At 34.8% G+C, this 18,812-nt stretch carries 21 protein-coding genes, 1 tRNA gene and 1 pseudogene; 10 read left to right on the forward strand and 13 right to left on the reverse strand.

What is annotated here, in order from left to right; translation table 11 throughout:
- Nucleotides 1–3: 3 nt before the first annotated feature.
- A complete protein-coding gene (gene murC, locus AAGD90_RS03765; protein ID WP_038250394.1) occupies nucleotides 4–1,500 on the reverse strand; it encodes a UDP-N-acetylmuramate--L-alanine ligase in 1,497 nt (498 codons plus the stop codon).
- A gap of 26 nt (nucleotides 1,501–1,526) precedes the next feature.
- On the opposite strand from murC, the gene AAGD90_RS03770 reads away from it, so the two are divergent.
- The 3 genes from AAGD90_RS03770 (at nucleotide 1,527) to AAGD90_RS03780 (ending at nucleotide 6,135) form a co-directional block, all read left to right on the forward strand.
- On the forward strand, nucleotides 1,527–2,201 hold the full coding sequence (locus AAGD90_RS03770; protein WP_209472799.1) for a septal ring lytic transglycosylase RlpA family protein: 675 nt from the start codon (nucleotides 1,527–1,529) through the stop codon (nucleotides 2,199–2,201).
- A gap of 930 nt (nucleotides 2,202–3,131) precedes the next feature.
- Complete coding sequence (locus AAGD90_RS03775; RefSeq protein ID WP_341821652.1) at nucleotides 3,132–4,496, forward strand: ankyrin repeat domain-containing protein; 1,365 nt, start codon at nucleotides 3,132–3,134, stop codon at nucleotides 4,494–4,496.
- Nucleotides 4,497–4,629: 133 nt separating this feature from the next.
- Entirely contained in the window at nucleotides 4,630–6,135 is a 1,506-nt protein-coding gene (locus AAGD90_RS03780) for a secretion system protein (protein ID WP_341821653.1), read from the forward strand.
- A 7-nt stretch (nucleotides 6,136–6,142) separates the two neighbouring features.
- Here AAGD90_RS03780 and AAGD90_RS03785 read toward each other — a convergent pair whose 3' ends face one another.
- Nucleotides 6,143–7,081, reverse strand: a complete 939-nt coding sequence (locus AAGD90_RS03785; protein ID WP_341821656.1) for a P44/Msp2 family outer membrane protein — start codon at nucleotides 7,079–7,081, stop codon at nucleotides 6,143–6,145.
- Nucleotides 7,082–7,147: 66 nt separating this feature from the next.
- The gene (mtaB, locus tag AAGD90_RS03790) at nucleotides 7,148–8,374 is read right to left on the reverse strand and encodes a tRNA (N(6)-L-threonylcarbamoyladenosine(37)-C(2))-methylthiotransferase MtaB (RefSeq protein ID WP_341821657.1); all 1,227 of its coding nucleotides are present in this window, start codon (nucleotides 8,372–8,374) and stop codon (nucleotides 7,148–7,150) included.
- Between the two features lie 389 nt (nucleotides 8,375–8,763).
- Here mtaB and gatA point away from each other — a divergent pair, with 389 nt between their 5' ends.
- Nucleotides 8,764–10,233 carry an Asp-tRNA(Asn)/Glu-tRNA(Gln) amidotransferase subunit GatA gene (gene gatA / locus AAGD90_RS03795; protein ID WP_010962643.1) on the forward strand — a complete coding sequence of 490 codons (1,470 nt, stop codon included), beginning with the start codon at nucleotides 8,764–8,766 and terminating at the stop codon, nucleotides 10,231–10,233.
- 180 nt (nucleotides 10,234–10,413) lie between these two features.
- Here gatA and AAGD90_RS03800 read toward each other — a convergent pair whose 3' ends face one another.
- The gene (locus AAGD90_RS03800; protein WP_244226866.1) at nucleotides 10,414–11,007 is read right to left on the reverse strand and encodes a hypothetical protein; all 594 of its coding nucleotides are present in this window, start codon (nucleotides 11,005–11,007) and stop codon (nucleotides 10,414–10,416) included.
- 85 nt (nucleotides 11,008–11,092) lie between these two features.
- On the opposite strand from AAGD90_RS03800, the gene AAGD90_RS03805 reads away from it, so the two are divergent.
- From AAGD90_RS03805 to AAGD90_RS07215, 4 genes are all read left to right on the forward strand, one after another.
- Nucleotides 11,093–11,377, forward strand: coding sequence for a transposase (locus AAGD90_RS03805; protein ID WP_038198869.1), 285 nt, complete (start codon nucleotides 11,093–11,095; stop codon nucleotides 11,375–11,377).
- Between the two features lie 164 nt (nucleotides 11,378–11,541).
- A complete protein-coding gene (locus tag AAGD90_RS03810; protein WP_341821660.1) occupies nucleotides 11,542–11,844 on the forward strand; it encodes an IS3 family transposase in 303 nt (100 codons plus the stop codon).
- Nucleotides 11,845–11,888: 44 nt separating this feature from the next.
- Entirely contained in the window at nucleotides 11,889–12,101 is a 213-nt protein-coding gene (locus tag AAGD90_RS07210) for a DDE-type integrase/transposase/recombinase (RefSeq protein WP_410529966.1), read from the forward strand.
- Nucleotides 12,091–12,288 carry an IS3 family transposase gene (locus tag AAGD90_RS07215; RefSeq protein WP_410529968.1) on the forward strand — a complete coding sequence of 66 codons (198 nt, stop codon included), beginning with the start codon at nucleotides 12,091–12,093 and terminating at the stop codon, nucleotides 12,286–12,288. Before AAGD90_RS07210 ends, AAGD90_RS07215 begins: the two co-directional genes overlap by 11 nt.
- Here the strand turns inward: AAGD90_RS07215 and AAGD90_RS03815 are convergent.
- From AAGD90_RS03815 to AAGD90_RS03830, 4 genes and pseudogenes are all read right to left on the reverse strand, one after another.
- Nucleotides 12,283–13,142 (reverse strand): IS630 family transposase gene (locus AAGD90_RS03815; protein ID WP_156518142.1). Its coding sequence is split into 2 segments (ribosomal slippage): nucleotides 12,283–12,818 and nucleotides 12,818–13,142, totalling 861 coding nucleotides; the frame shifts between segments, so codons are not numbered across the junction. The two genes, AAGD90_RS07215 and AAGD90_RS03815, sit on opposite strands and share 6 nt — an antisense overlap.
- A 155-nt stretch (nucleotides 13,143–13,297) precedes the next feature.
- A pseudogene (locus AAGD90_RS03820) lies at nucleotides 13,298–13,676 on the reverse strand (IS4 family transposase); the annotation flags it as partial.
- Nucleotides 13,677–13,897: 221 nt separating this feature from the next.
- Nucleotides 13,898–14,761, reverse strand: a complete 864-nt coding sequence (locus AAGD90_RS03825; protein WP_341821661.1) for a gamma-glutamyl-gamma-aminobutyrate hydrolase family protein — start codon at nucleotides 14,759–14,761, stop codon at nucleotides 13,898–13,900.
- Nucleotides 14,762–14,979: 218 nt separating this feature from the next.
- Nucleotides 14,980–15,052: transfer RNA gene (locus AAGD90_RS03830), tRNA-Phe, on the reverse strand.
- A gap of 79 nt (nucleotides 15,053–15,131) precedes the next feature.
- Between AAGD90_RS03830 and coaD the strand changes: the two genes are divergently transcribed.
- Complete coding sequence (gene coaD, locus AAGD90_RS03835) at nucleotides 15,132–15,638, forward strand: pantetheine-phosphate adenylyltransferase (protein WP_006279325.1); 507 nt, start codon at nucleotides 15,132–15,134, stop codon at nucleotides 15,636–15,638.
- A gap of 68 nt (nucleotides 15,639–15,706) precedes the next feature.
- Nucleotides 15,707–15,898, forward strand: a complete 192-nt coding sequence (locus AAGD90_RS03840; RefSeq protein WP_006279326.1) for a zinc-finger domain-containing protein — start codon at nucleotides 15,707–15,709, stop codon at nucleotides 15,896–15,898.
- 16 nt (nucleotides 15,899–15,914) lie between these two features.
- Here the strand turns inward: AAGD90_RS03840 and AAGD90_RS03845 are convergent, their stop codons facing one another.
- Genes AAGD90_RS03845 through pyrH form a run of 5 tightly spaced genes read right to left on the reverse strand, consistent with a single transcriptional unit; the run spans nucleotide 15,915 to nucleotide 18,804 of the window.
- Nucleotides 15,915–16,541 carry a phosphatidate cytidylyltransferase gene (locus AAGD90_RS03845; protein WP_010082212.1) on the reverse strand — a complete coding sequence of 209 codons (627 nt, stop codon included), beginning with the start codon at nucleotides 16,539–16,541 and terminating at the stop codon, nucleotides 15,915–15,917.
- A complete protein-coding gene (uppS, locus tag AAGD90_RS03850) occupies nucleotides 16,531–17,226 on the reverse strand; it encodes a polyprenyl diphosphate synthase (RefSeq protein WP_006279327.1) in 696 nt (231 codons plus the stop codon). The genes AAGD90_RS03845 and uppS overlap by 11 nt, the downstream gene beginning before the upstream one ends.
- Nucleotides 17,227–17,232: 6 nt before the next feature.
- Nucleotides 17,233–17,496, reverse strand: coding sequence for a hypothetical protein (locus AAGD90_RS07220; RefSeq protein WP_410529969.1), 264 nt, complete (start codon nucleotides 17,494–17,496; stop codon nucleotides 17,233–17,235).
- Nucleotides 17,497–17,501: 5 nt separating this feature from the next.
- Entirely contained in the window at nucleotides 17,502–18,059 is a 558-nt protein-coding gene (gene frr / locus AAGD90_RS03860; protein ID WP_010962658.1) for a ribosome recycling factor, read from the reverse strand.
- Between the two features lie 7 nt (nucleotides 18,060–18,066).
- A complete protein-coding gene (gene pyrH, locus AAGD90_RS03865) occupies nucleotides 18,067–18,804 on the reverse strand; it encodes a UMP kinase (protein WP_410529992.1) in 738 nt (245 codons plus the stop codon).
- Nucleotides 18,805–18,812: the final 8 nt, after the last annotated feature.

Raw genomic sequence — 18,812 nt, forward strand, 5'->3', positions numbered from 1 at the left:
ACATTAAACCTTAACTTCCGCAATAAGTGCTGCAGTTTCCTTTGCCAATTTAGCTATATTACTACCAGCACCAATAAATAATACTATATCACTTGGACTTGTCGAATCACTAATAAAATGTGAAATGAGCAAAGCATCATTCATAATTTTTGTGTTATTAAATCCATTACTGATTAAAGCTTTTTGTATATCATCAATCCCACAACCAGGAATAGGCTTGTCTTCTGGGGGATGAACAGGAGTGAGGATGACATAATCAAACATCATGAAAATTCGTATGAATTCATCAAAAAAATTACGAATGCGGGCAAAACGAAGTGGTTCGATAATTCCTATTACTTTTCCTTTAGTAATCGAACGTGCAGCCGTTAAAGTTGCATATATTTCATTTGGATGATGGGCATAATCCTCAATTAACTTAACACCTTTAATATCGGCAATCAAAGAGAATCTTCTTGCTACTCCTTGAAATTCCAAAAGGCCTTTTTTAATATCTGCATCGCTAATTCCGAGCTTTATCGCAACTGATATTGCAGCTAGGGCGTTGCTTACTTTGTGAATTCCAATTGCATTTGATAGTACTATGTTTTTTAAAGGGCTGGATCCCAGTGTCACGCACTGGGATGACATCTCTGTACACTTTCCTTTTGTCATTCCAGCACGTAATGCTGGAATCCAGTTGTTCAACACATCAAATTCTATGCTGTTAGCATGCTGTTTAATGTTGCTGGCTCTTATGCTACCATTCTCAAACCCAAACGTTATAGAATTACCCGCATCATAATCGATGTCTACAGAATCAGGTAAAACTGCAGAACCTGCATTATTCACGAATTGGGAAAATGCATTTTTGATATTATCAAATGTGCCGTAATAATCTATGTGGTCATTGTTGATACTTGTTATGACAGCAATCTTTGCAGGGATTTTTAGCATAGTTCCATCAGACTCATCAGCCTCGATCAGAAAAGTGTCACTCCCTCCAAGTTTGAAGTTGCTCTTATAGGAATTTAATATCCCTCCTACAGTTACAGTCGCATCAATGCCAGAATGATCAAAAATGGAAGCAATCATAGCGGTTGTTGTTGTCTTTCCGCTTGAACCTGAAACCGCTATCACATATTTACCTTTCATAATTTCAGCAAGTATGTCTGATCTATGCAAAACGGTTTTATTGTTATTTTTTGCCGCAATTAACTCCACATTATCAGATTCTATTGCAGAAGAATGTACAACTATTTGAGCTTGGCTTATATTATTAGCATTGTGACCAATAAAAACCTCTATACCTAGCTTTTGTAACTTATTTATATTGTCGTTTGATTGTGCATCACTGCCTTGAACTTTGCAATTGGAATTGTGAAGAATTTCAGCAATGGCACTCATTCCGATTCCACCTATACCAATAATATGTATTATTCCTTTTTGAGTTTTGTTAATATTTAGCAGTAGATGTTTACTCATTACTAAATTTATTATAGTATAATTTAAAATCCTCATAGTATCGAACCCTCTTACCGAATACAATGATAAAAAACCTAACCTTTCTATGTCTAATATTTGTTTTGATAAGTAGCTGCAGTTTTAGCAACAGGTTTAACTGCACTGCAGGTCATTATAAAATTGGCAGCAGCTACACAATAAATGGTATAACTTATCACCCAAAAAACTGTAAACACTATGAAGAGATAGGGATAGCATCGTGGTATGGAATAGAAGATCATGGCACACTTACAGCAAATGGTGAAGCGTTTAACCGTCACTTGATCTCTGCAGCGCATAAGACTTTGCCCTTACCCTGCTTTGTTCTTGTCACTAATTTAGAAAATGGAAGAAAGCTTGTTACAAGGGTTAACGATAGAGGGCCTTTTATTGAAGGCAGAATAATAGACTTATCAGAAAAAGCAGCTCAAGTCTTAGGATTTCATAAATCTGGGCTTGCAAAAGTAAAAGTTCAATACCTAAGAAAGATGTCAGAACAATTGATACAAAATACTCCTCATTACAGAAAGCAATATGAAAAAGAAATGCAGAAACGTCACCCGAAACAAGACAGTGCAGAAAGTAAGGGATATGTTGCATTTTTTAAAAGTGCTCAGGCTGCTAAATCAGCTGCATCAAAGCTTCGCAATCAAGGAATAAAAAATGTTAGATTGCTTTTTAAGAACGATCAATATTGCGTGAAAGTGAGTTATAGGTAGTGGTGAGTGCAGAATTTGAAAGATTTGGTTAATGTAAGGAACGCTGGCTAACTATTGTAAGTTAAAAATGTGATATAAAAAAGATATCAACAATTTATAGCTATACCACCGCGATATCTCTTAGCCGCTAACACGTAGCGGAATGACGAGCTTATCGTCACGCCACCGCTAACCGTCATACCGCGATTTATTCGCGGTATCTCAGCCGCTAACAAGTAGCGAAATGACAGCAATCCTACGTCATGCCGCCGCTAACCGTCATACCGCGATTCATTCGCGGTATCTCAGCCGCTAACAAGTAGCGGGATGACGAGCTTATCGTCATGCCACCGCGAACCGTCATACCGCGATTCATTCGCGGTATCTCAGCCGCTAACAAGTAGCAGAATGACAGCAATCCTACGTCATACCGTCACGGTATCTCTAGATCCCGCTAACAAGTAGCGGGATACTTGACCTTTACAGGAATGACAGTTGTCGTTTAGCTATAAATGTTAAGAAATTTACCAAATAAAAAAAAAGGCAAAGAAACCCTAGGGTAGCTAGTATTCAAATTCTCCCTTGTCTATTTGACGTCTTTTACTGTCTTAAACACTTTATAAGCGCGTTTCGGCTTGTATAGGTAGAAACCTAAAAGTTTTATAAAGACATGAGGTGCACATAGTGCAAAAAATTAAGCATGATTTACGCCAAATACATTAAGTTTTTTGTCATTAATCCACTGCAGAGATTGCGAAGATAAATAAATAGCTTCAGTTTCATGATAGGAGGGCTGGCGGAGTTTGTCAAGTAAGTTTTTCGTTTCATCCAATGCGCTGCCAAAAGTTTGTTATGCAAGAATGCACTAGCCATTTCTCACAGATTCATTTAAACTTAATCAAGTAGGAGTATTATTAACGCGAAAAGAGTTTAATTAGAGATTTAAGTGATATGGCGCGTGAGGAAGATATAAACCAATTAGTAGAAAATGGATTTGATATTAACTCAAAAGATGCAAGTGGAATCACTCTCTTGCATAAGTTCACAAAAGAAGGCGATTTAGTTGGAGTAAAGTCATTACTAGAGCACGAAGCTGATTTCAATGTCGTAGACAACGAAAATAGAAACCCTCTGCATTACGCCATTATGCATGGACACAAGAAAGTTGCTAAACTTTTTGTTAACCAACTGACAATTAATTCCAAGGATAAAAATGGATTCACTCCACTGCACCTTGCTGCACTACAAGATGACACGGAATTAATAGATTTTTTGATAACAAAAGGCGCAAAAATTAATGAAAAAGATGCCAAAGAGGGCTATACTCCTCTTCATATAGCTTCACTATACGGTTCTAAAAAAAGCGTCCAAATTTTAATTGATAGCGGAGCAAATCTCGAATGTGAAGATAACAATTTTCGTACTCCTTTGTTTTTAACCATTTATCAATGCACCGCACATTATGACAGCAGAGCAGAAATTATAGAATATCTGATAAAGAAAGGTGCAAATATAGAAGCCAAAGATGCAGAAAATAACACTACGCTTTTCCTAGCAGCGTATAACAACAAAATGCAAATAGTAAAACTTATTGCAAAAAAACAGCAAGCAAGTAACGATAAAATTAAACTTAAAGAGTTTTTTTGCACAAAAAACAACCATGGTTTTGATGCGTTAGATTGCGCTATTGAGCATAATAATAGAAAAATGGTAACATTTCTTGTTTTAAAGGGAATAGAAGCAAACGATCAAGATTTTAATGGTAACGCTAGGCTGCATAAAGCTAGCCATAATGGTAACACTAAAACAGTTAAGCTCTTATTGAAGCTTAAGGTAAACATTAATGCTGTTACTAAATGTAACAGAACTCCCTTGCTACTGGCAGTTAAAAAAGGCCATACAAAAATTGTGAAAATGTTATTGGAAGTTAGAGCCAATATGAACATTTGTGAGCAACAAGGTTTTGCACCTCTACATCTTGCTGTTCAAAAGGATTATTTTGATATAGCTCAGATGTTAATAGAAAAAGGTGCAGACCTTAATATTAAGTGTAATAACGGTCATACCGCAATAGATATGTTCATTAGCAAGGCTCATAGCAAAAAAAACATCGAAGAAAATTACAAAAAATTTTGTAGATTTTTGATGCTTTACCTGAAAGAGCTACATAGTAAACACAAAGCCTGTTGTATACTTTCAACCCTAGCTCTAAGCCTAACAATTATAGGCTTACCATTTATTTTCAAGCCTATTATTAAATATAGAGAAAGAAGTAAAATATATAAAAAAACTAAGGCTATGCTGGTCTACATTTAAGTACAAGAAGAGTATACAAAAAATACATAGCCAAAGCTAATATATGACAATTATCTGCTCGATGAAAATGAGATTAAATACATTTTTAATATTTTTATAGAAATCTATTAGTATAGATCTATATGCTGTTCTAATGGCTATTTTTAAATGCTTAATACTCCTCTTCATTATTTCTTGCACACACCTGCCTACTAAGCAACATCTTACTAATATAGGCAACGAAGATCATCATGATATAGGTGAGCACGATTATTCGTTGCAACAATATAACACCTCTTTGGAGAGTAATGAATCGGCAATACCAGAAATTATGCCTTTACCAATAGAGTTTCCCGATCTCACAATCAGTAATCAGCTTATTTCTATTAATGTTAGTGAAGAAGTATCAGTAAAAGATTTGCTGATTGAGATAGGAAAACTTTCTGACGTTAACTTGGATATGGACCCAAAAATATCAGGTAATATTATTTTAAAGCTAAAAGATAAGGATATAAATGAAGTAATTCAGAGTATAGCAAATAGCGCCAAACTGCGCTATTCAACAAGTAATGGTGTAATTAGAATTGAGCAGGACTTGCCATACGCGCAAAATTATTACGTAGACTTCATCAATATTCAACATTCTGCTCAAAGCAGTTTCGTCATTAGTAACAATATTACTAACAGTGATGGAAGTAACGTTGATAGGGACTATAACAATGTTATGAAGTCTCAATACAGTAGTGACTTATGGAATTCATTAGAAAAAGGCTTGAATGCAATAATGGATGTTAACGGGGTGGATGATGGCGAATTCCTCTCATCCAACAGAGAAGCTGGTGTTATTATTTTGAATGCTAGAAAAGATATCCACAAAGCTGTTGAAGAATATATTAATAAGGTTAAGAAGTTAGCGTCTTCTCAAGTAATGATAGAGGCAAAAATAGTTGAAGTTGTGCTAGATGACAAATACCTTTCTGGTATGAACTTAAATGACTTACACGATGGAACTAAGTCTATAATAAATCAAGATAACTCCATTATTAACCTAGCAATGAACTTTGGTGCGAATGATCTAGGAGATTTAGTAAAAAATTTAGACAAATTTGGCACTTCAACTGTAATTTCAAGCCCCAGAGTACATGCTATAAATAATCAGCAAGCGATGATTTCATTTACTAAAAACCATATTTATTTTACTTCCGATATACAAAAAGATACTAGAAACTCTAATCAGACCTTAATTACCAAGATGAATAGCGTCCCAATAGGTGTTGTGCTAATAATCCACCCAAGCATTAACATTGATACTAGTGAAATATTCATGGATATACATCCAACTTTATCAAGAATTAACGGCTACACTAAAGATCCAGATATAGAGTACGTCGCACAGCAGAGTAAAATGAAATTAAATAGCGACATTCCAATTGTTGAAATCAGAGAAATGAACTCTATGTTAAAAATTAAGAGCGGTGAAATTATGGTAATCGGCGGGCTTATAGAACATAGAGAAGATAAGCAAAGCTTATTGCATCAGAAATCAAAAAGGCTAGCGAATAATATTAGAACAGTAGAAACTGTCATTTTTTTAAAAGCAACAATCGTACCAACATTTGGTTTGTTAGATAGAAAAGATAAGAATTTATATATATATTAAATTATCACTAAAAATTAAATATCAAACCAACTTCAATATTGTGAGTAGATATGTCATCTGCAACAGGTATCGGAACGCTAAAGTAACGATAGCCGAGAAAGGTTTTGATTTCTGGGATTATTGAATAATCAACACCAAGTTTTATTTGATAAGCAAACCAAGGAACATTCAGTGGCATTGAATTTTGGGGTGACCCATTAATCCTTTTTAATCTAAAAACTGTTGGTCCTATACCAAGACCGATGTACGGAGCAAATTGTGTATCCTGAACGCTGGGATTATAATAGAAGTTTAACAAAAACGCAAATATACTTGCTGATTTATCAAATACCGGAGGAGAATTACTATCTTCAATATTGGCTATAGAATACGCGGCTTCAAAATCAATTTTACCATTTTCTCCAGCATAGTAACCTAAAGACATGCTGCTAAACCACTGGAAATCAATTTTACCATCAAATTGCTGTATACTTTTAATTTCATCTGCCACTATATTTTTTATTATAAAACCATAATGACTTTCAACTAAAGTTAGGACTCTTTTTCCTATTTCTTGTATACCCTTTACAAATGTTTCTGAATTATCATGGTATACCTTACCACCGTTAGCGCTAACATAAAAATCAAGTTTTTTTGATTTTTCTTTTGTAGGCTCAGCTTGATCTGCAATACGTGACCACATATTTTTCTGATCAGCTACTTGGAGAATAGAAGGTTGTTCAATAGGACTATTTTCAGGTTCTTGATATTTTAAATCCTCTGTTAGTACTTCTTTTTCATTAACCTCTTTAGAATGCATTACATCTTCATTATTGTCCGTTTCTAGTTTTAAGAGTTGTGTTCCAATAACTTGTTCAACGTGTACATAATTACCGATATAAGTAATAAAAAAATAGACACATGAAATTAAAATCAAAAATAAAGTAATAGATCTTTTAGTTATCACAAATGAACCCATAATTATCATTTATAGTATAACCATCATATCATATATTTCTTTAATGTACAAAAATTAAGAAAGAGTATTTCCAATTAAATAATTATTCTCTACGCCTGTAACATTAACTTTCACAATACTTTTAGCTTGCGCTCTTGATTCAAGCTTTATTAATGCAAAATTTTCTGCTCTACCGATATGATTTTGCTCAACCAGAACACTTTGTTCAGTGCCTATCAAAGATTGATAAAAGCTACTCATCATTTCTCTATTCATTTCTCTTAAATTTTTTACTCGTTCTTTACGCACATTCTCTGGTACTTGTGGCATTCGTGCAGCAGGTGTATTCTTCCGCTCTGAATATGGAAAAGCATGTAGGTAAACTATATTTGTTTTTTTCAGTAAATCAACTGTATCCTGAAACATTTCATCAGTTTCTGTTGGAAATCCAGCAATAATATCAGCGCCAAATGCTATATTAGGCCTCAAGCTCTTCATTTTATGACAAAATTCTATCACTCGTTCTCTGTTGTGACGACGCTTCATTCTCTTTAGTATTAAATTATTACCAGATTGTAGACTCAAATGTAAATGAGGCATAAGTCTTGACTCATTAGCTATTAAATCCATTAATTCGTCGTCAACTTCAGCAATATCGATAGAGGAAAGTCTTAGCCTCTTCAACTCTGGTATATCCTTTAAAACTCTCCTAATCATTGAACCAAGTGATGGCTTACCCAACAAATCTGTACCAAAGTCAGTAATATCAACCCCTGTAAACACTACTTCTTGATATCCATTTTCTACAAAGATCCTGATTTGCTCTATAATACTGTTTATTGGCACAGATCGATTATTCCCTCTTGCCTCAGTAATTGAACAAAATGTGCAGCTATGATTACAACCATTTTGAATTTCAATAAATGCCCTTGACTTATCTTCAAATCCATTAATTAGAACAGGTTCTACTTGGTTATCACTGACCAAGATTTTATCGTCATTTAGTAAGTAATTTTCAGCTTTTAGCTTATCTTGATTACCGAGCACTTTACTTACACCAGGAATGCTACTGTAAACTTCTGGATCCAACTGAACAGCACAACCAACTACGATAATTTCTTTATTTGGATCATTTTTGTAAATCTTACGTATCTTTTGCTTTACCTGACGTTCTGCTTCGTTTGTCACTGCACAGCTATGCACCACAACAACATTTTCTCTCTTTGCTTTTTTTAATGCTTCTTTGATTAACTCGCTCTCGTAAAAATTTAGACGACAACCAAATGTTATCACTTCATTCATGTTAGTATTTTTTGCTTTAATAGACCTAAATTATATCAAATATCCAAGCAAAGTCTCTTGCATGACTATTTTTTTGTAAATAAATGCTATGCAAGCAGCAGACACTGGGATCTCAACGATTTTCACTCAGACACAGTATCACTCCTTTGCTTATTATAGTCTTTTGACCTTTTTAAGATACAATCCGGATTGGATACTGAGTTGGTGAGTATAAAAGTATAGCTTCTACGTCATACCGCTGTGGTATCTCTTAGCCGCTAACAAGTAGCGGGATGACGATTGTCGGTGAATCTAAGTTACCTTAGCTACATTTCTAGCTGTAACTATAAATGTATGGATTTTTTATCGTGCCATGTTATAATTAACGTCTTGCTAAAAATTAAATATTGATGAATGAACTAAGAAAGTTAAGTATTACACAAATGCATGACGGGCTCAAAAAAAAGAGTTTTTCTGCCGTTGAACTCGTAGAGGCGCACATCAGTGCGGTTGAAAATGAGAAATTAAATGCATTTATAACAAAAACCCCAGAGATAGCAATGAAAGCTGCTAAAGCTGCAGATGAACATTTCTCTAGGCAAAAGGATGATTTAATCTCGCCGCTCATGGGTGTACCAGTTGGCATCAAAGATCTATTCTGTACAAAAGGAATAAAAACAACAGCATGCTCAAAAATGCTGGAAAATTTCGTTCCGACTTACGAATCTACGGTGTCTGACTTGCTTTTAAAAAGTGGAGCAGCCATGCTCGGTAAGCTTAATATGGATGAATTTGCTATGGGTTCTGCGAACACAAATAGCTATTTTGGCCCTGTTGAAAATGTGTGGATTAGAAAAAGCGATGGGGAAAAAGTTGTTCCTGGTGGATCATCTGGTGGATCTGCAGCATCGGTGGCTGGATTTTTATGCGCTGGAGCACTAGGGAGTGACACCGGTGGATCTGTGCGCCAACCAGCAGCTTATTGTGGAGTGGTTGGAATAAAGCCAACTTATGGAAGATGCTCGCGTTTTGGTATGATTGCATTTGCGAGTTCTCTAGATCAAGCAGGAGTCATTACTCGTTCTGTCTCTGATTCAGCATTAATGCTGGAAGCAATCTGTGGCTATGATACAAAAGATTCAATATCAAGCGAAAAGCCAGTGCCTAAATTTTCTAGCTTTATAAATGGTGATGTCAAGGGTAAGCGTATTGGTATACCAAAAGAATATAGGATGGATGGAATTTCAGAGGAAATAGTCCATAATTGGGAGAAAGTTGCTTCCTATTTAAAAGAAAATGGCGCTGAAGTTGTTGACGTTACTCTGCCACATACTAAATATGCAATACCAGTCTATTATTTAATTTGTTCTGCTGAAACTTCATCCAATCTTGCTCGTTATGACGGTGTGCGTTATGGGTTCAGGGTTGATGCTGATACCCTTGAAGAAATGTATTCACTAACAAGAGCAGAAGGTTTCGGTAAAGAGGTGAAAAGAAGAATTTTAATTGGCGCTTATGCGCTTTCCTCAGGTCATTACAATGAATATTACGAAAAAGCACAGTGTATCAGGGCATTAATCAGAAATGATTTTATAAAAGCGTTTGAAAAAATAGATTACATACTTGTGCCATCTGCTCCAACAGAAGCTTTTGGCTTAAATGAAAAGCCAGATCCGCTAATTATGTGCATCAATGATGTGTTTACTGTGCCGGCAAGTCTGGCAGGATTGCCTGCTATTTCTGTTCCTGTTGGGCTCTCCAATGAGGGTTTACCACTTGCCTTGCAAGTGATTGGAAATTATTATGATGAAGCTGGAATATTAAATGTGGCAAGTGTGATAGAGCAAAATTGCGGCAGAATAATTAGACCTCTTGCATAATCTATTTTTTGATAGTAATTTTTGCATTAAAATTTGCTTACGCTCCTCAACGTACTCTATGGTTCCATTTTTAGATGAATAGCAAAAACAGGGTATATTAATCTGTTTACAAAATTTTCGTGTAACAGTTCACACTTAATTAAACAGACTGAATTCTGTAATTTTGGGATGTTGAAAAATTTACCTCACGTTGTCATTCCAGCGCATAACGCTGAAATCCAGATTTATAGAAACGAAAAAACTTGCTTGACACATTTTGCCAACCCCCTTATTATGATGTGTAGTACAATGATACAAATTAAGAATTCCCCCATCCTGTGCTGGTTCTTCGATCTGAAATCCTACTTCTACCTGATCACAACCAATGTTAATTTGTCCTATTAATGCTTTAATAATGCCGCGCTTAGTTTGCCAATCTAGCTGTTCCAGGTTCGATTTTACACTAGAATAAAAATTCTTTATGCTATTTATAATAAGACTTATTCCTTTTTCTACTGCCTTCTGATCAACTACCTTTTTTTTCTCTTCTTCTATCCCTTGTAAGCGTTCTTTCATTTTTCTCATTGTCTGTTTAAATTCTTCCTCGCTTATATATCCTTTCTCTCCTGCATTTTCTTGACTATAATAATCTTCCATTAATTTTTCGATACCTTCTTTTATTTGATTTTCTCTTCTTGCAAACTTTTTCTCTGATGATTCATCATTTTTATTTTCTAATACTCTACGTTGGTATTCCTTTTTTATCATCTCTGGGTTTTTTAGTACATCTTTCACCTTTTCCCATACTGACCTTACCCAGAAAAAGTGGAGAGAAAGAAAGGAGTTTTTTCGGGTAAAATAAAATTTTGGAGGATTAGAAATGGCAAGAGAATATACGGCAGAATTCAAATTGGAAGCTGTTAAGCTGGCAAATGAACAAAGAAAGGTAGGTCAACCAGTTGCAAAAGTAGCAAGAGATCTAGGAATAAGGGATAGTGTATTAGGAAAATGGATGAAGAAATATAACGAAAAAAAGTCAGCGGCAAATGCATTTCCAGATGTAGCACCTTATGACAAAGAGAGATTTGATTTACAGAAAGAGTTAGCAAAAGTAACAAGAGAAAGAGACATTTTAAAAAAAGCCCTGGCCAGTCAAAAAGAGTAAAATATTTTTTCATAAAAGAGCATAGTAAACACTATAAAGTGCAGGAATTATGTAGGGTTTTCTGCTAGTGGCTACTATAAGTGGACTACAAGGAAAATAAGCAGTAGAGAATCAGCAAATAAAGAGTTATAGCTCTTTTTACAATAATCCGAACAGACCGTAATATGCTACTGGCCTGCTATAGCCATAAACACATATCTTATCGCATTCGGACTATTATAAGAAAGGCTATATTAGCAGATATTCAAAAAATATATCAAGCTTCTAAATGTAGATATGGAGCTCCTAAAATTCATGCTGAATTAAAGGCTTTGGGTAAAAGTTGCAACTTAAAAACAGTGCAAAGTATTATGCAGAAAAATGGTATTCAGGCTATATTGAGAAGAAAATTTAAAATTAAGAAACAACAAACGGACAGTAGCTCCCAATATATTAGACCAAAACTTTATTGTCGATCAACCAAATAAAGTATGGGATTACTTATATAAAAACCAAAGAAGGATGGCTATATTTGGCAACAATAATCGATCTATATTCACGCATGGTAGTTGGCTGGTCAATGAGCAGTTCAATAAATAAACAATTGGTTATGGACTCTTTATTAATGGCCGTTAACAAGCGTAAACCTGCCAAAAATCTACTATTACATAGTGATCAAGGTTCACAATATACTTTGCAAGGTTATCAATATCTCTTATCCATAAAAAACATAGATGAGTCATAAAGGTTGTTGTTACGACAATTCTGTTGTGGAAAGCTTCTTTAGCTCATTGAAAAGAGAAATACTTATTGATACTTCACAACACTCTGCTCAACAAACTAGAACTGCAATATTTGAATACATAGAAATTTTTTATAACAAACAACGTCACTATTATAGCATTTCTCATAATAGTCCGAATAGGTCATAGGAAGGCAGAATCAACAGCACGACGAAAGGATTCGAATAGAGGAATGTTTTTCCTGGCTCTGTTTTTTATAGCAAACCAATGATGCTCAATTTTGTTAAAATCTGGAGAATAAGGCGGCAGATACAAAATTTCTGCACCGACTCCTTTAGCGAGCTTGATAAGCTTATCAGACTTATGAAAAGTAGCATTATCAAGAATGACAGTTTGTCCAGGTTCTAAGATCGGTGCCAAAAATTGCTCAAACCATCCATTAAAAATATCCATATTACAGTGGCCTTCAAATGTTAATGGAGCAACTATCTTTCTTCTACTTAAGGCTGCAACCATGCTGATTCGTTGAGTTTTTTTTCCAGATTTTAGGGCATAAAATCGCTGTCCTTTCTGGCAATACCCATATGGATAGTCCTCCGTGTTATCAATCCCAGACTCATCTATATACACTAAGTTTTCTGGTTCTTTTGTTGCTATAATTTTTAAGAATTCAGCACGTTTTTCTTCGTTCCTTTCCTTGTATCCATATGTCTTTTTTTGCGCGTAAATCCAATTTTTCTGAGAGCTCGGTGGATCGTTTGGATACTAACGTTGCCCCAAAGTTTAGCCATTTCCGACAGAGTTTTTCTACCGTGTTTTTTAGCAAATTCGATAAACTTATTCCAGTCGATAATTTTCTGATTGTAACCTCCATTACCGAGTTTTTTTGACTGAAAGTCGCCTGTTTCTTTTTTTCTTTGCTGCCACTCCCACAAAGTAGTTCGTCCAATTTTAAATCTTGCTGCCACTGCTTCTCTGCTTTCCCCTTCGTCTAGTGCTTCCATTGCTTTTTTTCTTAAATCATAACTATATGCTGCCGGCATCCAACCTCCTTATCGCCATCTATCCTTAATCTTATCATATCCGGACTTCTGTGGAAAGAGCTATAACTATTGCATTCCTGAGCATTTTGATTCATCATTCTCTTTGTGAAAAACATTCCAAACTTTCTCTCCACTTTTTCTGGGTAAGGTCAGTTTCCATTTGGTTCAAACTCGGATACAATTTCCCCAGAGCTAGGTAATCTCATACCAGAACCATCTGCTGCAATAAGTCTATAGCCTCTCCAACTCAGGTTCATCCTGATAGGCTGTTTGGATGCTTAAATTCTTGAAAGCCTGTATGGCAAATCTTATACCTTGCTTTAGAAAAAGCTTGCTTTGAGGGTACATGTCAATGGCTCCATAAGTTCACATTCTATTCCCAAACTTTTTTTAACTAACTTTAAAATCATAGAAAATACTGTCGAAAAAGGAAGTTTTCTTGTTCGTGTAAAACTCAACACAATGGATTTTCTGAAAAGTTTTCGAGTATATTGCATTTTTAATTTGTAAGATAAGATCTTTTCCTTTTTGCATGCCTCACCTAAAAAAGACACATTTTAAACTTTTTTGTTGCAATAAAATAGAAACAAAAGTGCTGTCCCTTGCACTCTTTGGATAATTTAATGATAAAAAATTTGGAGAGAAATTTTATACACTATCGCTGATATTTTTCCTTAAGTTGACGCCATTGCCTGAACGGATACATGACAAATCTATCGTTTATCAAATCGTCGGTAAGCCTAAAGCTATAGCCATTAAGCACGATAAAGAAAATCATTCATAATCGCTATAGCAACTAGTGTAGACACTTGACGTTCCTTGTGATTTGATAAATAGAGGTTTTTATCTGACTTCACAACAAGGGCTTCTGGATGACTTTGAAAGTGAACATTACCATGCTTATCTTCAATAGCCTCTATTACCCCCTCACTGGAAAATGCTGCAACTTTATATCCAAGTGACTCCAATTTTCTTCTATTTTCTGGTGTATTACTTACTGCTCCTGAATGAGCATCTGGAAAATATGTTGAAAACCAGCCATTTTCATTAGGTATTAGGAATTTGGCTACTACTTCTGCTAAACGACTATTTGGAACGATCTTTATCTGCTGGAGAGGTACATCCTCTTTCTGTGGATTAGGTGCTGATTTTAAATGAGATCTTTGCTTCTCTTCATCACTCACAACACTCACTACTTCAATTCCCTTTGCATTCATTATGCCTTCACATATGCCAAGTAAATGAATTGCAGGGTTATCATCCACTATTTTTACAATTGCTTCAGTAACAAGCTGGCGACAAGGAGTGGGTGCTGAGTGTAAATTATCCGGAATAAATATTCTATTTATTTTGTGCTCTTTAACAAACTTTGCAACTTCAACTTTTATTCGGTCTAATGTTAGCTTCTTTGCCAATGTTTCATCTTGTTTTGCAAAGATAAGCGACTTTTCTTGGATTTCTTTTAAGTTAATTATTTTATTGTAGTCAATGAGTACGGTTTTAACTCCAAAGTTATTAAACATCTCGTAGATATTTTGAGATAGCCCAAGCTCATGTGCTTCTTCCGTTTTCAACAAACCAACAACTATGTCATTATTTACTGTATTTTCTGCCGTCAAGACAGTTGACGCTGGTTCTTCTTTTCTGGTTACATGTTGAGATGCCGGTTTTTCACTAACGCCAGCATAAGTAATATTGCTTAATAATAGAACTATAATTAATAAGATATTAAATAGTTTATTATAATATTTATATACTATGACTTGCCTCCCTAATATTTATATTACGATATAGAGTATTTTATAACAAAAAGGCAAGTTTGCCAAGAAAGAGAAGGTGGCCTGAGCAGGAATCGAACCAGCGACACAAGGATTTTCAGTCCTTTGCTCTACCAACTGAGCTATCAGGCCAACTGTATACTTTTATTTTTAGATAAAAAATGTTATTATGTCTATCAAAAGTTTTTAAAGTAGTTTATAAAAATAAAGGATGAACATTAATGACAAAATAGGAATCTACCCTGGCACATTTGACCCTATAACTTTTGGGCATCTTGACATAATCAAAAGAGCGTGTAAACTAGTCGATAAATTAATAATAGGAGTTGCAGAAAACGTTAATAAGCATACTGCCTTTGACACAAAGCTACGCACAAGCATGGCTGAAAATGAAATCAAAGGGCTAGGAATTGATGCAGATGTTATATCTTTTAATGGGTTGCTAGTGAAGTTTGCCAAAGAGCAGAATGCTTCTGTTATTATTAGGGGATTAAGAGCAGTATCGGATTTTGATTACGAGTTTCAAATGAGCTGGGTAAATTATAAACTTCTTCCTGAAATCGAAACCATATTTCTTCCTGCTTCTGAAGATACTCAATTTATCTCATCAAGCTTTGTAAAGGAAATAGCAAGATTAGGAGAAGATGTTAGCAAATTTGTATCAAAAGGTGTTCAAAACGAATTGATTAACCTGAATAGGATAAAAAATGGAGAATAGTGCTTGTTGTTTTTTATTTCTGAATGGGTATATTCAATATATAAAATGTTATAAGCTAAAGGAGCAGCATGTCAAAAGTGAGGGTTAATAATAGAAAAGTTTGTTGTCATGGTGATGAGAATGATGAGGGTTCCGGCCATCCATTAATATATTTAGATATGGGAGAAGAAGAGGAAATAGCCTGCCCTTATTGTGAAAAGACGTTTGTCCATGACTGCACTGTAGAAGCGGTTGGGGAGCTGACTAGGGATGAGCTCTAATGGCACTTCTGCAGACTTAGCTTATGTAAATAGCAATAAGAGGGGCAGTAAAAATGAAACTGTCCATACGGTCGAGCACTCCCCCATGGCCAGGTATCATATTTCCACTATCTTTAACACCGTAAGCTCTTTTAACAAGCGACTCAGTGAAATCGCCAAGTTGCGCTAGAATAGCAATTGCAAGGCCAATGATTGGAGAATAAAAAATTGAAAATAGACCAAAAAATATTGATCCAAAAATTGTGCACACTACTCCAGCTAAAATCGCACCAAGAAGTCCTGCCCAAGTTTTTCCAGGGCTAATAATTGGGCAAATTTTAGCTCCACCAAAATTCTTGCCAAACAGGTAGGCAGTAACGTCAATTCCCCAAATGGTTAAGACGAACCATACTAATGCGTATTTTCCCTGTGGTAGATTATATAAATATATTAATGAGGCGCTTGGTAGTGCAATCAATAATAATGCAAAAACGTATAAAATTTTGTTTCCCTGGGTTAGATTATACCATTCAAAAGAAGATAAAACTGCTATCGAAAAAATCAATAGGTAAAACGATAAATCACTGAAATATGTAGCAAAGGAAAATATGAATAATATTACTATTGAGGACAACATTCTAATTATAAAATTATTATCTACCATATTTTTTCTCTCTTTTTGTATAATCTTCTAATGCTTTACTCAAATCTTGACAAGAAAAATCAGGCCATAAAGTATCACAAAAATACAATTCAGCATAAGCTGCTTGCCATAATAAAAAGTTGCTTAACCTTTTTTCGCCGCCAGTGCGAATTAATAAATCCAATTTTGGCAAATCTTTAGTATACAGAAATTTTTCAAATTCCTCTTCTGATACATAAGCAATATTTTCTTTTATAATATTGCTTATAGCTTGTGTAATTTCTTGCTTTGCTCCGTAACTGACTGCCACAGTGAGTAATAAACCATCGTTCTTATGTGTCATTTCTTCTGCTTTTTTAATTTGATCCAATATTTTACTGGGTAACAGACTTAAATTGCCAATAAAATTCAACTTAATGTTACAATTGTAAATGAAATTGACTTTATCTTCATTAGTTAAAACGGAGTAAAATAAATCAAATAGACAGTCAGTTTCGTTTTTAGGTCTAAGCCAATTCTCCATAGAGAATGCATACAAAGTTAAGTAGGGTATAGTTAAGTCCGTACAATACTTGGCAATATCGTATGCAACTTCACTGCCCTTTTTATAACCATCAATTTTTACCCTTCCTTGATTGTTCGCCCATCTACCATTACCATCCATAATAATTGCTAAATGTTTCGGTAAAGATTCTTGATTCAACATTTAAATTTAACCTAATTTTGACTTGAGTGAAATTTTTTGGATTTCAATGGACACCTGGAAGGTGTCAGCTACTTGCATGACAGGAAGAGAGTTACTGTAGTGACACCAATAGTTGATACTTGAATGCAAAATTGGTGTCATCCCAGTGCTCCGACACTGGGATCCAGGAAATTTGATTTCAAACAAGTGCATCAGATAGTTGTATAGTAAAGACTGGATTCCAGTGTCAAACACTGGAATGACATCATTTGCCATGTAAGCTTTCTCCATATCATTTAGTGATTCAGTATATCCTTTTCTTTGATGGACAATTCACCATCAATCTTTTTTATATTATCATCAGTAATATTTTGTATTTCCTTCTTAGCACCATGAAAATCATCTTCTGAGATTTCTTTATTTTCCTTCATTTTTTCTGTTTCTTCCATAATATCTCTACGTATATTTCTAATGGCAATCCGTGCATTTTCAGCAAACTGATGCAATAATTTCACTAATTTTTCACGGGTTTCTTGTGTCAAGTCCGGAAGAGCTATACGTATGGTGCTACCCTCGACAACAGGATTTAAATTCAGGTTAGCATTTAATATAGCGTTTTTCACTTCACCTACAACACTAATGTCCCAAACTTTAATTGATAGGGTTTTGTTATCTATAACCGAAACGCCTGCAACTTGATTTAACTTTTGATGCCCACCATAGATGTTTACAACTATACCATCAAGCAAAGATGCACTAGCTCTACCAGTGCGTACGCCTTTAATATCATCATGAAAGGACTGAATAGTTTTTAGCATTCTTTCTTTTGTTTTAGCTTTTATTTCATTTAACATAAATTACCTACTGTTTACAATCTGAAACTATAGTATAAGTACCTTGACCCTTAATAATATTGACTATTTTTTCTCCCTTCAAAGAAAAAACTATAATTGGAATAGAATTCTCACGAGCAAGTGAAATTGCTGATGCATCCATAACTTTTAAATCACGAGTCAATAAATCCGTGTAAGAAAGCCTATCATACATTACAGCATCCTCATTTTTTTTCGGATCAGCGGAGTATACACCATTTACTTGCGTACCCTTTAGAATAACATCACAATTCATTTCAACAGCACGTAAGGCTGCAGCTGTATCTGTAGTAAAAAATGGGTTGCCTGTGCCTGCTGCAAAAATTACCACTCTACCTTTTTCTAAATGACGAATAGCTTTCCTTCTGATGTAAGGTTCGCATACAGTGGCCATGGGTATTGCAGATAATACCCTAGAAGCTACTAAATTTTTTTCTAAAAAGTTTTGTAAAATTAAAGCATTGACTATAGTTGCAAGCATTCCAATATAATCACTGCTTGCTCTTTCACAACCACTTAAAGACGCAGATGTGCCACGAAAGATATTACCACCACCAACAACAATACATACCTGAACTCCAAGATTACAAACTTCAACTATGCCTTTAGATAACTCACCTATAGTCTCCATATCGTGACCAAATTGCTTTGATCCCATCAAAGCCTCACCAGAGATTTTAAATAACACCCTGGAATATTTTATTTCGCTTTTTTCATTTGTTGAAATAAACATTT

Source organism: Wolbachia endosymbiont (group A) of Ischnus inquisitorius (assembly GCF_964026985.1).
GTDB lineage: Bacteria > Pseudomonadota > Alphaproteobacteria > Rickettsiales > Anaplasmataceae > Wolbachia > Wolbachia pipientis.